Annotated in this window: 15 protein-coding genes; 9 read left to right on the top strand and 6 right to left on the bottom strand. The window is 65.9% G+C overall.

What is annotated here, in order from left to right; genetic code table 11:
- Positions 1-122 precede the first annotated feature (122 nt).
- The 3 genes from AC1DS6_RS24920 to AC1DS6_RS24930 all read right to left on the bottom strand — a co-directional run bounded on the left by AC1DS6_RS24920 (position 123) and on the right by AC1DS6_RS24930 (position 3,281).
- Positions 123-1,160 carry an alpha/beta fold hydrolase gene (locus tag AC1DS6_RS24920; protein WP_477103365.1) on the bottom strand — a complete coding sequence of 346 codons (1,038 nt, stop codon included), beginning with the start codon at positions 1,158-1,160 and terminating at the stop codon, positions 123-125.
- Between the two features lie 109 nt (positions 1,161-1,269).
- Entirely contained in the window at positions 1,270-2,253 is a 984-nt protein-coding gene (locus AC1DS6_RS24925; RefSeq protein WP_477103366.1) for a glutathione S-transferase family protein, read from the bottom strand.
- Between the two features lie 38 nt (positions 2,254-2,291).
- Positions 2,292-3,281 (bottom strand): alpha/beta fold hydrolase, encoded by a 990-nt coding sequence (locus tag AC1DS6_RS24930; RefSeq protein ID WP_477103367.1) that lies wholly within the window; start codon positions 3,279-3,281, stop codon positions 2,292-2,294.
- Between the two features lie 165 nt (positions 3,282-3,446).
- Between AC1DS6_RS24930 and AC1DS6_RS24935 the strand changes: the two genes are divergently transcribed.
- Positions 3,447-4,364: a LysR family transcriptional regulator gene (locus tag AC1DS6_RS24935; protein WP_441635083.1), complete on the top strand. Its 918-nt coding sequence runs from the start codon at positions 3,447-3,449 to the stop codon at positions 4,362-4,364.
- A gap of 154 nt (positions 4,365-4,518) precedes the next feature.
- On the opposite strand, the gene sodB is transcribed toward AC1DS6_RS24935, so the two are convergent.
- Together sodB and xseA are read right to left on the bottom strand one after the other, a co-directional pair.
- Positions 4,519-5,100, bottom strand: a complete 582-nt coding sequence (gene sodB / locus AC1DS6_RS24940; protein WP_006157940.1) for a superoxide dismutase [Fe] — start codon at positions 5,098-5,100, stop codon at positions 4,519-4,521.
- 154 nt (positions 5,101-5,254) lie between these two features.
- Positions 5,255-6,640, bottom strand: a complete 1,386-nt coding sequence (gene xseA / locus AC1DS6_RS24945) for an exodeoxyribonuclease VII large subunit (protein WP_477103368.1) — start codon at positions 6,638-6,640, stop codon at positions 5,255-5,257.
- Positions 6,641-7,693: 1,053 nt separating this feature from the next.
- Between xseA and AC1DS6_RS24950 the strand changes: the two genes are divergently transcribed.
- The 7 genes from AC1DS6_RS24950 to AC1DS6_RS24980 all read left to right on the top strand — a co-directional run bounded on the left by AC1DS6_RS24950 (position 7,694) and on the right by AC1DS6_RS24980 (position 12,999).
- Positions 7,694-8,314, top strand: a complete 621-nt coding sequence (locus AC1DS6_RS24950; RefSeq protein WP_035860831.1) for a MotA/TolQ/ExbB proton channel family protein — start codon at positions 7,694-7,696, stop codon at positions 8,312-8,314.
- A 6-nt stretch (positions 8,315-8,320) separates the two neighbouring features.
- Positions 8,321-8,749: an ExbD/TolR family protein gene (locus AC1DS6_RS24955; protein WP_035860827.1), complete on the top strand. Its 429-nt coding sequence runs from the start codon at positions 8,321-8,323 to the stop codon at positions 8,747-8,749.
- Positions 8,750-8,927: 178 nt separating this feature from the next.
- Positions 8,928-10,037, top strand: coding sequence for a tetraacyldisaccharide 4'-kinase (lpxK, locus tag AC1DS6_RS24960; RefSeq protein ID WP_477103369.1), 1,110 nt, complete (start codon positions 8,928-8,930; stop codon positions 10,035-10,037).
- Positions 10,018-10,206, top strand: coding sequence for a Trm112 family protein (locus AC1DS6_RS24965; RefSeq protein ID WP_043344047.1), 189 nt, complete (start codon positions 10,018-10,020; stop codon positions 10,204-10,206). The genes lpxK and AC1DS6_RS24965 overlap by 20 nt, the downstream gene beginning before the upstream one ends.
- A 12-nt stretch (positions 10,207-10,218) precedes the next feature.
- Entirely contained in the window at positions 10,219-11,028 is an 810-nt protein-coding gene (gene kdsB / locus AC1DS6_RS24970) for a 3-deoxy-manno-octulosonate cytidylyltransferase (protein ID WP_035860822.1), read from the top strand.
- Positions 11,029-11,386: 358 nt separating this feature from the next.
- Complete coding sequence (gene adk / locus AC1DS6_RS24975) at positions 11,387-12,052, top strand: adenylate kinase (RefSeq protein ID WP_035860819.1); 666 nt, start codon at positions 11,387-11,389, stop codon at positions 12,050-12,052.
- Positions 12,053-12,240: 188 nt separating this feature from the next.
- On the top strand, positions 12,241-12,999 hold the full coding sequence (locus AC1DS6_RS24980; RefSeq protein ID WP_441635092.1) for a 3-hydroxyacyl-CoA dehydrogenase: 759 nt from the start codon (positions 12,241-12,243) through the stop codon (positions 12,997-12,999).
- Between the two features lie 6 nt (positions 13,000-13,005).
- On the opposite strand, the gene AC1DS6_RS24985 is transcribed toward AC1DS6_RS24980, so the two are convergent.
- Entirely contained in the window at positions 13,006-13,869 is an 864-nt protein-coding gene (locus AC1DS6_RS24985; protein WP_477103370.1) for an MmyB family transcriptional regulator, read from the bottom strand.
- A gap of 203 nt (positions 13,870-14,072) precedes the next feature.
- On the opposite strand from AC1DS6_RS24985, the gene AC1DS6_RS24990 reads away from it, so the two are divergent.
- Positions 14,073-14,831 (top strand): class I SAM-dependent methyltransferase, encoded by a 759-nt coding sequence (locus AC1DS6_RS24990; protein ID WP_441637400.1) that lies wholly within the window; start codon positions 14,073-14,075, stop codon positions 14,829-14,831.

Raw genomic sequence — 14,831 nt, forward strand, 5'->3', positions numbered from 1 at the left:
CCTGCCTGATGGCCAGCAGCCGGAGCACGCTCCATGGATTGAGCAGGCATAGCCCGCGTGCCGCAAGCAGGCCGAGGCACTTTACCTGCCGGCGACTTGCCGGCGCTCTCCCGCGGTTCGCGCTACCGGCTCGCGGGCAATGCCGCAAGCCCATCGAGCAGCGCCTTGTGGAAGGCCTGGGGATCCTGCATCTGCGGCGCGTGGCCCAAGTCCGGAAACTCGACCAGTTTCGCATTCGGCAGCGCCTTCAGGGTGAGCTGCGCCAGCGCCGGATAGTTGCCGACTTTCGCGCGGACTTCGGGCGGTGCGGCGTCCTTGGCGATCGCCGTGGTGTCCTTGTCGCCGATCAGCAGAAGGGTCTGCGTCTTGAGCGCGCCCAGCTCGTACACGACGGGCTGCGTAAAGATCATGTCGTAGATCAGCGCGGAATTCCAGGCCACCTGCTGCTTGCCCGGACCGCGGTTCATGCCCGCCAGCATCTGCACCCACGGCTCGTACTCGGGACGCCACGTGCCCACATAGTAGGTTGCCTGCTCGTAGCCGCGAATCTTGTCGGCGCTGGTGGCCAGCTCGCGTGCGTACCATTGGTCGACCGACAGCGATGGCACGCCCTTCGCCTTCCAGTCTTCGAGGCCTATCGGGTTGACCAGCGCAAGCTGCTCCGTTTGCTGCGGGTACATCAGCGCATAGCGCATGGCCAGCATGCCGCCAGTCGAATGGCCGATCACCGTGGCCTGGCCCACGCCGGCCGATTCGAGCAAGGCGTGGGTATTGCGCGCGAGCTGCTGGAAGGAGTACTGATAGCGCGCCGGCTTGCTGGACTTGCAAAAACCGATCTGGTCAGGCGCGATAACACGATAGCCGACCGCGCTGAGTACCTTGATGGTGCCGTCCCAGGTCGCCGCGCAGAAGTTCTTTCCGTGCAGCAAAACCGCGGTGCGGCCGTTGGCGTGCTCCGGCTTGATGTCCATGTAGGCCATATGCATCACCTCGCCCTGCGAGGTGAACGCGAACTGCCGGACCGGCGCCGGGTAGTCGAAGCCTTGCAGTTCCGGCCCGTATGCCGGGCCATCGTCGGCCGCGGCGGCCAGCACGGCCGGAGACGTGGCGGCGATGGCCGCGATGAGGATGGCGAACAAGGATTGGCGACGGAACATCATGGCGGCTGGACTCGCTGGCGAAGAGAAGGTCGGAAAGCGCAAGCACGCGGGCGAGCTCGCGAAGTATGAACGAGAGCGCTGTGCAACAGATGCCGCGCGCGCCGATGACTCATGACGCCAGCCGTGCGCGGTCCGGCGGCGAGGCGAAATCAAGCACAGGACCCGCCGGCACTACGCCTGACGGATTGATCGAGAGATGGCTCTCGTAATAGTGCCGCTTGATGTGCTCGATACTGACCGTCTCCGCGATGCCGGGAAGCTGGTAGATGTCCCGCGTGTAAGCCGCGAGGTTCGTGTAGTCGGCGATGCGGCGCAGGTTGCATTTGAAGTGGCCGACATAGACCGCATCAAAGCGGACCAGCGTTGTAAACAGGCGGATATCGGCCTCCGTGAGAGCATCGCCGGTCAGGAAGCGTCGCGTCCCCAGGCGTTGCTCAAGCCAGTCGAGCGTCTCGAACAGCGGCGCGACCGCCTCTTCGTAGGCGCCTTGCATGGTGGCGAATCCGGATTTATAGACACCGTTGTTCACGGTGTCGTACACCCTCGCATTGATCTCGTCGATCTCGGTGCGCAATGCCTCCGGATAGTAGTCGCCGGCCCTTGCGCCCAGCTGATCGAAGGCCGTGTTGAACATCCGGATGATCTCCGACGACTCGTTGCTGACGATGGTCGATTGCCTCTTGTCCCACAGCACGGGCACGGTAACGCGTCCGGTGTAGTCCGGGGCGGCCGCGGTATAGACCTGGTGCAGCAGGCGCGCGTCGTTGACGGTGTCGGGGACCACGCCCGGGCCCTCGGCAAAGGTCCAGCCCTCGCCCCGCATCAGCCAGTGGACGGTGGAGATGCTGATCATGTCTTCGAGCCCTTTCAGGGCACGCATGATCAGCGTGCGGTGTGCCCACGGGCATGCCAGGCTCACGTAGAGATGATAGCGGCCGGCTTCGGCCCTGAAGCCGCCAACGCCGCTCGGGCCGGCCGCGCCGTCGGGCGTTACCCAGTTGCGGAAGGCCGCGTCCTTGCGGACGAAGCGGCCCCCGGTGGATGCGGTGTCATACCAGCGGTCTTGCCATTTTCCGTTGACGAGCAGTCCCATTTCGATACTCCAGGTGGCGCGATGATGCGCCAGATTTTTCAGTCGGCGCCAACTGCTTGCGACGGTGCATTGATAAAGCTCACGATGGCCGGGATGGTCTGCCCCGGCGCTTCTTCCATCAGCCAGTGTCCCGAGCCCTTGACGATCACGCCTTGCACATGGGTGGCGACAAGGCGTGCCTGGTCGATCAGGAAATTACCCGACGCCTTCTCGCCGGCCAGCACCAGCATGGGCATCGGCAGCGGCTGCTTCGCCAGGGCTGCGAAGTCCTCGGCATCCCGCGGGAACGCATGGAAGAATTCGAAGCCCGCGCGCATCCGGCCAGGCCGGGCGTAGGCCGCGGCGTAGCGCTGCCGGCTGGCTTCCGGCACCGAGTGCGCCGGGTCGGCGGCAAAGTCGTTCCAGAAATGCTCGAAGTACGTGCGCTCGCGTCCCTTCACCAGCTTCTCCGGCGTATCGCCGTAGAAATTGAAGTGCCACTTGTCGCGCAGCAGCCAGACCTTCTGCCAGTCGCCCACGCCGGGCAGGAACGCATCCATCAGCGTCACGCTCTCCACTTCGTCCGAGTATTGCGCCGCGTAGGCGTAGGCCACCATCAGGCCGATATCGTGGCCGACGATGTTGACCTTGCGGTAGCCAAGCGCCTGGACCCTTGCGTGAATATCCTGCGCGAGGTTCTTCTTCTCATAGCCCGACGGCGTGACTTCCGACGCGCCGGCGCCGCGCAGGTCCGGTGCGATCACGACACGCTTGTCACCGAGCCGAGTCATCAGCGGCAGCCACATATGGCTGGTTTCCGCGTAGCCGTGCAGCAGCACGACGGGCGTGCCGCTGCCTTGCCCGGTTTCAAGATAGTGCAACGTGACGCCATTTGCGTGGATCGTATGTGGCCGGACCGCGCTGCTGCCGGCGCGCTCCGCCGCGCTGGCGGGCGCCACAAAGGCGAACGCAGCGAATGTGAGCGCGGCTACGCCGGACATGAGTACCGCGACGCTGATACGGCGTGCCATGCAGTGGATGAGGGTCATGACGTTCTCCGGTGACAGCGCCGCCGCAGGACTGGTTGCCTGGCCGATGGCACCGCAAACAAAAGGGGTTTCGGGAATGCGATGAATTGCTGTGCATGAATACTGCCCCGGCGGCGCCGTTTTGCCGTACGATTTTCCCGATGAACTCGTTCGACGGAATTGAACATGTTGTCGGAAGACGAACTGGCGTTACTGGAAGCCATCAGGGAGAGTGGCAGCCTGTCCCGCGCGGCAGCCCGCCTTGGCAAAGCGCCATCGACCATCTCACATGCCGCGCGGCAACTCGAAGGCCGCTTTGACGCCCTGTTGTTCGACCGCCGCCGCTACCGGCTGCAGCTGACGCCGGCCGGACACCTGCTGGCCGACGAGGCCGCAAGGCTGATGCAGGACGTAGCCCGCATGACGCAGCGCGTGCGGCAGGTCGCCAGCGGCTGGGAAGACCGCTTGTGGATCGTCACCGACGAGGTGCTGGAGTTCGAATTGCTGATGCCGGTGATCCACAGCTTCGACACGTTGCAGTCCGGCGTGGCGATTCGCCTGACCCACGAAGTCCTTAGCGGCACCTGGGAAGCGCTGCGCGATGGCCGCGCGGATGTGATCGTGGGAGCGACCAACGAGCCGCCCGCCATTCCGGGACTGCGCTGGTTCGAACTGGGCGTGGTGGAGTGGGTATTCGCCGTGGCGCCGCGCCATCCGCTCGCCAGCGTGGAAGGACCGCTCACGCGGGAACGCATCTCGGCACACCGCGCGGTGGTGGTAGCCGATTCATCGCGCGGCACGGCGGGACGCGCCTACGGCCTGGTCGGCGGGCAAGCCTCGCTGGCGGTGCCGAGCATGCGCGCCAAAATTCTGGCGCAGCGCGAAGGGCTCGGTGTCGGCTGGCTGCCGCGGTACCGGGTGGCGTCGCTGCTCAAGCGTGGCGAACTGGTGGAAAAACGCACGGCCGATCCGCGCGAGCCCAATACGCTCTACGTCGCCTGGCGGGGCGACCATGAGGGCCGCGCGCTGCAATGGTGGCTGGATCAGTTGAAGCAGCCGCGCCTGGCGAAGCGCCTTGTGCAAGGCATGGACCTGTTCGCCTGAGCCGGCGGGACGGCTGAACGCGAACATCGCGGCGCAACAACGGAAAAGGGCCCCGATGGGCCCTTTTCCGTTTGCCGTTTGCCGTTCCGTGGCGCGGTTCACGCAGCGGAGTTGTCCGGTGCGCAAGCCGCCGCCGCTCGGCGGCAGCGCGAAATCAACCGGCGAAATTCTTGCTGGCGAAGTCCCAGTTCACCACATTCCAGAATGCCTCGACGTACTTCGGACGGGCATTGCGGTAGTCGATGTAGTAAGCGTGTTCCCACACGTCGCAGGTCAGCAGCGGCTTGGCATCGGTGGTCAGCGGAGTGGCGGCGTTGGAGGTCGAGACCAGGTCCAGCGAACCGTCGGCCTTCTTCACCAGCCAGGCCCAGCCCGAACCGAAGGTACCGACCGCGGTCTTGGTGAATTCTTCCTTGAACTTGTCGAAGGAGCCGAACTTGGCGTTGATGGCATCGGCCAGAGCGCCGGTGGGCTGGCCGCCGCCGTTGGGCTTGAGCGAATCCCAGTAGAAGGTGTGGTTCCACACCTGGGCGGCGTTGTTGAAGATGCCGCCGGAAGACTTCTTGACGATCTCTTCGAGCGTCGAGTTTTCGAACTCGGTGCCCTTGATCAGGTTGTTCAGGTTGGTGACGTAGGTCTGGTGATGCTTGTCGTGGTGGAACTCCAGGGTCTCCTTGGAGATGTGCGGGGCGAGCGCATCATGAGCGTAGGGCAGCGGGGGGAGAGTATGTTCCATTGTTCTGTCTCTTTCTGTGGGGTTGAAGATCAGGAATTGTCGATTGTAGGGGACTTGCCATACCCGCGCAAACGCGGCAAACAAAGCCCCTTCGATCATATTAGTTTGATCGATATGCGAGCGCTGTCGGTGGCCCGCCGACGCGCCGCCACGCCTACAGCTCGGCCAGCCGGGGCTGCACGCTGGCGATGCCGGCGTCGGCCACGCCTTCGGCCAGATGGATTTCGATCGTGGAGCCCGCATGCAACTCGGCCGGCGAGCGCAAGGCGCGGCCGCGCTGGTCCAGCAGCACGGCGTAGCCCCGCTCCAGGGTGCGCTGCGGGGCCAGCAGTTCCAGCGAGCCGGCGGCGCGCTCCCAGCGCTGGACGGCGCGCTCGTGCTGGCGCTGCGTGGCGTCGCGCAGCCGCAGGGCGGCCCGGCGCAGGTCGGCCTGGGCCAGCGCAAGGTCGGGACGCCCGGCCGCCCAGCGCATGGCGAGCACCTGCTGCCGGTGCCGCTGGGCCGCCACCGTATCGCGCAGCGCGGAACGCAGGTGGCGCATCAGGTTGTCGACCTGCAGGCGGCGCTCCTGCAACTGGGCCTGCGGGCTGCGCAGCCGGCGGGCCAGCCCGTCCAGGTTCTGCGCGCGCCGGTCGAGCTGGCGCTGCATGCCCTGGGCCAGCGCATCGCGCGCGCGATTGGCCTGCATCAGCATGTGGGCGCGGTCCGGGCTGACCAGTTCGGCTGCACCGGTAGGCGTCGGTGCGCGCACGTCGGCGACGAAATCTGCAATGGTGAAGTCGGTTTCATGGCCAACCCCGGATACCACGGGCACGGCGCAGCGGGCAATCGCCTGCGCCACGCTTTCCTCGTTGAACGACCAGAGGTCCTCGATGCTGCCACCGCCACGGCACAGGATCAGCACGTCGCACTCGTCGCGCTCGCTGGCGGTATCGATCATCGCGGCGATCCTGGCCGCCGCGCCGGCACCCTGGACCGGCACAGGGTAAACCACGACCGGCACATGCGGTGCGCGCCGGCGCAGCGTGCTGAGCACATCGCGCAACGCGGCAGCCTGCAGCGAGGTGATCACGCCGATGGTGCGCGGATGGGCGGGCACGGGCCGCTTGCGCTCGGGCGCGAAGAGCCCGGCCTGGGACAGCTTTTCCTTCAACCGCAGGAATGCTTCATAGAGATTGCCGAGACCCGCGCGGCGCATGGCCTCCACGCCGAGCTGCAATTCGCCGCGTGCCTCGTACATGGACACCAGCGCCCTGACCTCGACCGCCTCGCCCTCGCGGGGCATGAAGCCGACATGCTGGTTGCGGCCGCGGAACATCACGCAGCGGATCTGGGCGCGCGCATCCTTGAGCGAGAAGTACCAGTGGCCGCTCGCGGCGCGTGTGAAGTTGGAGATTTCGCCCCGGACCCAGGTAAGTGGAAAGTTGCGTTCCAGCACCTGGGCGATAGCGTGGTTGAGCTCCCCGACAGGGATCGCTTCGCGTGCGCCGGGAGGCGCCACAGGCTGCGGTTCACGCGAAAAGTTCAGCGGTTCTGACATGGCTCACGGCCGGGCAAGCGGCGTGGAATGGACATGTCCACAGCATAACCTGTCTGTCAAGCCTCCCTGCATTCGCGATGCAGCCACCCCGCCAGACCGCGTGACTTGACACAAGCCTTTGATTCTTATGCCCTTTCCGCCGTCTTATTTTTTAGGCAATGTAAGCAAACCCCTTATGCGTCAACGACTTACCGGCAGCACCCCCGGCTTGTTCACAAAGTTATCCACATTTTTTCTGGACAACCTTGCTGGAAGAGTCCTGCCTGTGGATAACCCACTGAAAGTCACTGACACAGTGTCGCCGATTAGCTAGGCGCGCCTTTTGCGGCGCTTTTTCGAGGCTCCACGTCCCGGCACCCCGGAAGTCGGCCGGGCTGCCGATATGGCCCCGTTAAACAAGCTCTGCCCATTTTTTAATCAACAACAATGAAGTACTTTCCAATCAATGGGTTACACCGCTTCTCAGATAGTTTTCCACAACCCGTCCACAAGACTGTCCCGGATGAATGTGGAAAGGGGGAGACTTGGCCGGTTTTTTCCCTTTTCGGAGGCGGACAGCTCTCTGGCGGCCCCATCTGGCGCGCTCTGCACATTATTTAAGCATTCCCTCTACCCCTCTTTTAAATCAATGAGTTAGGTGTCCTTTCAGGCTTCTGTCCACAACCGGTCCACAGCACTGTCCTGTTTTAATGTGGATAGCCGACGCCTGAGCGTTGGCCGTTTCCCAGCCGCTCGGAGGATGTCTTCGCCATTCGCTGGCTGCCCATTTTTTAAGCGATATATAATTTTTCCTTTCGAATCAGTAGCTTGACCTCTTTGTCAGCCCACTGTCCACAATTCATCCACAGCACTGTCCCTGTTCCATGTGGACATCCCGCCAGTCGACGCCCCGGGCACCACGGCGCGCGATGCGCTTCCGATACAACACGGTGCTGCGTCTTGCCGCGCCCGGTGCTGCGGGTTAGAGTGGCGCCTGATTTTTTCGAACACAGCCGGCACGCGAACCGTCGCGGCGGCTGGCATGAGAGACAGGCTGTCGAATCGGGGTCCCACGTGTTTTCTATCATTCAAGCGGCCGGCTGGCCGATCTGGCCCTTGTTGCTGGCTTCGGTCATCGCCCTCGCGCTGATCGTCGAACGTTTCCTTAGCCTCAAGCGCAGCAAGGTGCTGCCGCCCAAGCTGTACGACGAAGCCCTGTCGGTGGCACAGCAACGCCGTGCCACGCCGGAGGTGGTCAATACGCTGGAACAGAATTCCCCGCTGGGCCGCGTGCTGGCCGCCGGCCTGCGCCATGTGGTGCTGCAGCCGCATACCTCCCGCGATGCCGCCAAGGAAGTGGTGGAAGAGGCTGGCCGCGCGGTGGCGCACGAACTGGAGCGCTACCTGAACGCCCTCGGCACCATCGCCTCGGTGGCGCCGCTGATGGGCCTGCTGGGCACCGTGATCGGCATGATCGAGATCTTCGGCAGCCAGGGCGGATCTGGCGCCAGCCCCGAGCAACTGGCCCACGGCATCTCGGTGGCACTCTATAACACCGCATTCGGCCTGATCATCGCGATCCCGGCATTGATCTTCTGGCGCTACTTCCGCCGGCGCGTGGACGATTACGTGGCGGAACTGGAGTTCCGCGCCACCGCCTTCCTGGACGCCATCCTGCCGCAGCGCCGCGCCTGACCCGCCATGCAATTCCGATCCCGCCAGCGGCGCGAAGAACCGGAGATCAACCTCATCCCGTTGATCGACGTCCTGCTCGTGATCCTGATCTTCCTGATGATCACGACCACATACTCGCGCTATACCGAGTTGCAGATCCAGTTGCCGACCGCCGACGCCGAAAAGGCGCAACAGCGCCCCGGCGAGATCGTGGTGTCCGTGTCGGCCAAGGGTGTCTATTCGATCAACAAGCAGGTCATGGACCAGCAGGACGTGACCAGCCTGGCCCAGCGCCTGCGCGAGGTTGCCGGCCCGGCCGACGGCCAGCCGCCGGTGCTGATCGTCAATGCCGATGCGCAGGCCACGCACCAGTCCGTGATCAATGTCATGGAAGCCGCCCGCCTGGCCGGACTGCCCCGCCTGACCTTCGCCACGCAAAGCTCGCAGGCGCGCTGAACCGGCCCGACACCCAATATCCGATTCCCGCAAGCCGCGGCTTGCGGGGGGCGCAGCAAGGTGCCCATAATGGCTAGGTAGCATGCCGGTGCTGCCCGCCCGGGGCGCCGGTTCGCAGCGCGCTCGCTTCCCGCCCTTCACAACGCAACACTACCGCCCAGCCCAGCCAACCACGCCCATGTCCGCTCCCCGCCACGCCCTTGCCGACTTCGTGACCGCCCAATGGCAGCGCCGCGGCTGGTTCGCCTGGCTGATGCTGCCGCTGTCGTGGCTGTTCGGCCTGATCAGTGCCTGGCGGCGGCTGGCATATCGGCGCGGCTGGTACCGCTCGACGCGGCTGCCGATGCCGGTGATCGTTGTGGGCAATGTGACGGTGGGCGGTACCGGAAAGACGCCGGCGGTCATCGCGCTGGCTCATGCGCTGGCCGAGGCCGGCCTGCGCCCGGGCGTGGTTTCGCGTGGCTACGGCGTCACGCTCAAGCACCCGCGCCGGGTCAAGCCAACCTCGCAGGCCAAGGACGTGGGCGATGAGCCGCTGCTGATCGCTCGCGCCACCGACGTGCCGGTCTGGGTCTTCCCCGACCGCGCGCTGTGCGCGCAGACCATGCTGGTGTCGCATCCCGGCATCAACGTGCTGCTGCTCGACGATGGCCTGCAGCACTACAAGCTGCAACGCGATTTCGAGATCGTGATGTTCGATACGCGCATGGGCGGCAACGGCCTGCTGCTGCCGGCGGGCCCGCTGCGCGAATCGCTCTCGCGCCGGCGCGACGCCACCCTGATCAATGACCCCGACTTCCGCGCCAGCCCGGACAAACCGGATGTCTATGGCATGCGCCTGGTGCTCGACGACGCCTGGCAATTGGCCGACCCGTCCATGGCCAGGCCCTTGTCCGAGTTTGCCGGGCAGCGTGTGCTGGCCGCCGCCGGCATCGGCAACCCCGAACGCTTCTTCGCCAGCCTGCGGGCCGCCGGCCTGGCGCCCGACACCATGCCGCTGCCGGACCACTACGACTTCGCCGAAGACCCCTTCGCCGGCGATCCCGTCGCGCGCGCAGTCGACGCCATCCTGATCACCGAGAAGGATGCCGTAAAATGCGAGCGCCTCAGTGACCCGCTCGACCCGCGGATCTGGGTCGTCCCCACCACGCCCGTGATCGACGCGGGCCTGATCGACAAAATTCGCCGCGCCGTCGCCGCGCACGCCCAGGCCGCGCCCGCCGCGCAGGGTGCCGCGATCGCCGCCGGCCACACCAAGGAAACGCAAGATGGACAACCGGCTGCTTGAAATCCTGGTCTGCCCGCTGTGCAAGAGCAAGCTGGAACACGACCGCGCCGCCCAGGAACTGATCTGCCAGGTCGATAAACTGGCCTATCCGATCCGCGATGGCATTCCCATCATGCTCGCCGATGAAGCACGCCAGACCGTGCCCGGCAGGCTGGTCTCGCCGGAATAAGCGGGTCGCATCATGTCGCTGCCAGCTTTCACTGTCGTCATCCCCGCCCGCCTGGCCTCGACCCGGCTGCCCAACAAGCCGCTGGCCGATATCGGCGGCAAACCCATGATCGTGCGCGTGGCCGAGCGGGCTCATGCCTCTTCTGCGCAGCGCACGGTAGTCGCCACCGATGCGCCCGAAGTGGCGTCGGCCTGCGCGGCGCACGGCATCGAGGCTGTGCTTACGCGCGCCGACCATCCCTCGGGCACCGACCGCCTGGCCGAAGTGGCCACGCTGCTGGGCCTGGCGGATGACGCCATCGTGGTCAATGTCCAGGGTGACGAACCCTTGATCGAACCGGGCCTGATCGACGAGGTGGCGCTGCACCTGGCGCACCACGCCGATTGCGCCATCGCCACCGCCGCCCATCCGATCGGCGATATCGCCGACGTCTTCAACCCCAACGTGGTGAAGGTGGTGTGCGATGCCGGCGGCCGCGCGCTGTATTTCTCCCGCGCGCCGATCCCCTGGGCCCGCGATGCCTGGGCCGGCGTGCCCGCCGCGGCGGCTGCGACCGCGCAGGTGGCATTGCCCGCCATGCCGGTGCTGCGCCACATCGGCCTTTATGCCTACCGCGCGGGATTCCTGCGGCGCTTCCCAACGCTGGCGCTGTCGCCGGTGGAGCAGACGGAAGCGCTGGAGCAGTTGCGCGCGATGTGGCATGGCGAGCGGATCGGCGTGCTGGAGACGGCGGCCGCGCCTGCGCCGGGCGTCGATACGCAAGCCGACCTGGAACGCGTGCGCGCGCTGTGGGCGCAGGCCATGGCGCAAGAAGGACCTTGAGTGCACTTGGGGTGGCCGCCGGGCACCATGGCCATCCCGCAAGCCACAACATAAGTCATGACAGATGTCACCGCAGCGGCAAGCCGATTTCGCGCCGCCTCATGGCATAATGCTCGGCGATACAGAGCCGTCGGGCGCCCGGGCGCCCGGCCAAGGCTCGGTGGGGAGATGAAGAGTGAGCCCGTTCGGTACCCGCCCGCCGCCAGAGGCAGCGGCTAAAGCGTGCCGACCGTCAACAGACCAGACTCCGATCCGGGGCGCGCCGACCTGATGGCGCGGTAAGCCTCGCGTCAAGTTTCGGCGTTACCCTCCTTCCATTCCCCCTGCCATACCAGATTCAAAACTCTGAGGACCCGTAATGCGTTTGATCCTGTTGGGCGCACCTGGCGCCGGCAAAGGCACGCAAGCCCAGTTCATCTGCGAAAAGTTCGGCATCCCCCAAATCTCCACCGGCGACATGCTGCGCGCCGCGGTGAAGGCCGGCACGCCGCTAGGCGTGGAAGCCAAGAAGGTGATGGATGCGGGTGGACTGGTGTCGGACGACATCATCATCGGCTTGGTCAAGGACCGCCTGCAGGCGGCCGATTGCAAGGACGGCTATCTGTTCGACGGCTTCCCGCGCACCATTCCGCAGGCCGAAGCCATGAAGGAAGCGGGCGTGGCGATCGACTACGTGCTGGAAATCGACGTGCCGTTCGACGCCATCATCGAGCGCATGAGCGGGCGCCGCGCCCACGTGGCGTCGGGCCGTACTTATCACGTCAAGTACAACCCTCCCAAGACCGAAGGCCTGGACGATGTCACCGGCGAACCGCTGATCCAGCGCGACGACGACAAGGAAGAGACCGTCAAGAAGCGCCTCGATGTCTACTCCCAGCAGACCCGTCCGCTGGTGGACTACTACTCCAGGTGGGCCGCCGATGGCGATGCGTCGGCCAAGGTTTCGCCGCCACAGTACCGCAAGATCGCGGGCGTTGGCAGCGTGGAAGACATCACCGCGCGCGTGTTCGACGCACTGAAGTAATCTGCGCGCCGCAAGCGCTGCATGAAACAAAGAAAGCGACCTACGGGTCGCTTTCTTTGTTTCTGGGCAATGAGGGCCGGCCTTTGAGCGCGGATTGACGTTTACGTAAACGTTATGTCACCATCCCGTATCCGCAGCACCAGAAAATCAAAGAACCACACACTCAAGTTCAAGCGAGGAAGACAAGCATGGAAATCCGCGACAACGTATTTATCGTCACTGGTGGCGCCTCAGGGCTCGGCGAGGGCAGCGCCCGCATGCTGGCGGCCGCCGGCGGCAAGGTGGTGATCGCCGACCTCAACGAGGCCGCCGGCACCGCGCTGGCGGCCGAACTGGGCGGACGCTTCGTGCGCTGCGACGTCAGCAGCGAGGCCGACGGGCAAGCCGTCGTGGACGCCGCAACCGCGCTGGGCCGCCTGGCCGGCCTGGTCAATTGCGCCGGCATCGCCACCGCCAACAAGACTGTCGGCAAGAACGGCCCGCATCCGCTGGACGCCTTCGACAAGACCATCCGCGTCAACCTGATCGGCACCTTCAACATGATCCGGCTCGCTGCCGCGGCCATGGTGCGCAACACGCCCGACGCCGAAGGCGAGCGCGGCGTGATCATCAACACCGCCTCGGTGGCGGCGTTCGACGGCCAGATCGGCCAGGCCGCCTACGCCGCCTCCAAGGGCGGCGTGGTCGCCATGACCCTGGCCATTGCCCGCGATCTGTCGCGCGACGGCGTGCGCTGCATGACGATCGCACCGGGCATCTTCGAAACGCCGATGCTGCTGGGCATGCCGCAAGAGGTGCAGGACGCCCTTGGCAAAATGGTGCCGTTCCCGTCGCGTCTCGGCCGCCCGGCAGAGTACGCGAAGATGGTCGCCGCCATCATCGGCAACACCATGCTCAACGGCGAGGTGATCCGGCTCGACGGTGCCATCCGCATGCAGCCGAAGTAAGGCGCGTCAGCTTTCTTCCGCCAGCGCCCGCGCCGGCATCAGCATCACCAGCGTCAACCCCGGCGCGGCTGCCGGCACCAGCGTGAGCTGCTCGAAGTGCAGCAGCCCGCGCCGCGGATGGCGAAAGCCGCGGCGGCCGCCCTGGCGTTCTTCCACGTCCTGCGACAGCCAGTCCGTGCGGAACACCTGGCTCTCGGCAATCAATCCTTCCACCAGCGCCCGCGTCGGCGGGTCTTCGGCATGGCGGATGCTGTGCGCGCGGAATTCCGCCACCAGCCGCGCCGCCCGGTGCGGCCAGTCGTCCACCAGTGCCTGCAAGCCCGGTGACAGGAACATGCTGCGCAGCAGGTTGCGCTCGGCGCTGGCGGGATCGAGCCAGCCGACGAACAGGTCGGCCGCGGCGGCATTCCACGCCAGCGCGTTCCACTGCCGGTCCAGCAGATAGGCCGGTCCGGCGATGGCTTCCACGCTGGCCAGGACCGTGGCCGGGACGTGTTCGTCCTGCGCCTGCATCGGATCGCGCCGTCCGGCCAGCTCGAACAGATAGGCCCGCTCCGCGCGCGTCAGCCGCAGGGCGCTGGCCAGGCTGGCGAGCGCGCGCGCCGACAGCGCCACGGGCCTGCCCTGCTCCAGCCACGTGACCCAAGTAGCGCTGAGGCCCGACAGCTGCGCCAGTTCCTCGCGCCGCAAACCCGGCGTGCGGCGCCGGCGGCCCGGTGCCAGCCCGACTTGTTCCGGGGCCACGCGCTCGCGGTGCGCGCGCAGGAAGCTGCCCAGCACGGCCTCGCGCGTGAGTTCGCGTGCGCTGGCGGCATCGGGTGCGGCGGCGGACTGGCCGGACGATTCGGCTGTTGTGTCGTGATCGATCATGAGCGTGAGCGGACTGGGCGGAACGGGCAGGTAGCACCCCGCCAGGATGGAAACTGGTGCGTTTTATACCAGGATAAAAGCCTGACTTGTACCGGGAGAACAGCCTGCTACAGTACGTCGAACCCGTTAAGCGGGCAAGCACCGAATCCCTGCAAATCCCTTCACTAGAATTCACCAGCGGCCATCGCCGCCAGGAGAGCCTCATGCAACAACAAGAACTCGTTGCCGCCCAGTTCGGCGCCACCGCCAGCGCCTACCTCACCAGCGCGGTCCACGCCCAGGGCGCCGACCTGCAACAGCTTGCGCAGGAGCTGGCAAGCCTGCCGGCGGCGCGGGTGCTGGATCTGGGTTGCGGGGCCGGCCATGCGAGCTTCACGGCGGCGGGCGTTGCAGCCGAAGTGACGGCTTACGATCTGTCAGCCGAAATGCTGGCGGTGGTGGAAGGGGCAGCCCGCGACAAGGGCCTGGCCAATATCCGCACCCGCCAGGGCACGGCGGAATCGCTGCCCTTCGGCGATGCCAGCTTCGATGCGGTGATCTCGCGCATGAGCGCCCACCACTGGCGCAACGTGCCGGCAGCGCTGGCGGAGATGCATCGCGTGCTGAAGCCGGGCGGCAAGATCGTGCTGATCGACATTGCCGGCTCGGAAGACCCGCTGCTCGACACCTGGCTGCAATCGGTGGAACTGCTGCGCGATCCTTCCCATATCCGCGACTACACCGGGCCCGCCTGGCAAGCCATGCTGGAGGCCGCAGGCTTCAGCGCCAGCGTGTCCCCGGTCTGGCGCATCGAGCTTGAGTTCGCCACCTGGGTGCAGCGCATGCGCACGCCGTCCGTGGCGGTGGCCGCGATCCAGCATCTGTGGCAACTGGCGCCGGCGGAAGTACGCGACCACTACCTGGTCAAGCAGGATGGCAGCTTTGCGCTGGAAGCGGTGATGCTGACGGCCTCGCGCAGCTAA

Source organism: Cupriavidus sp. 05L310, from assembly GCF_056398185.1.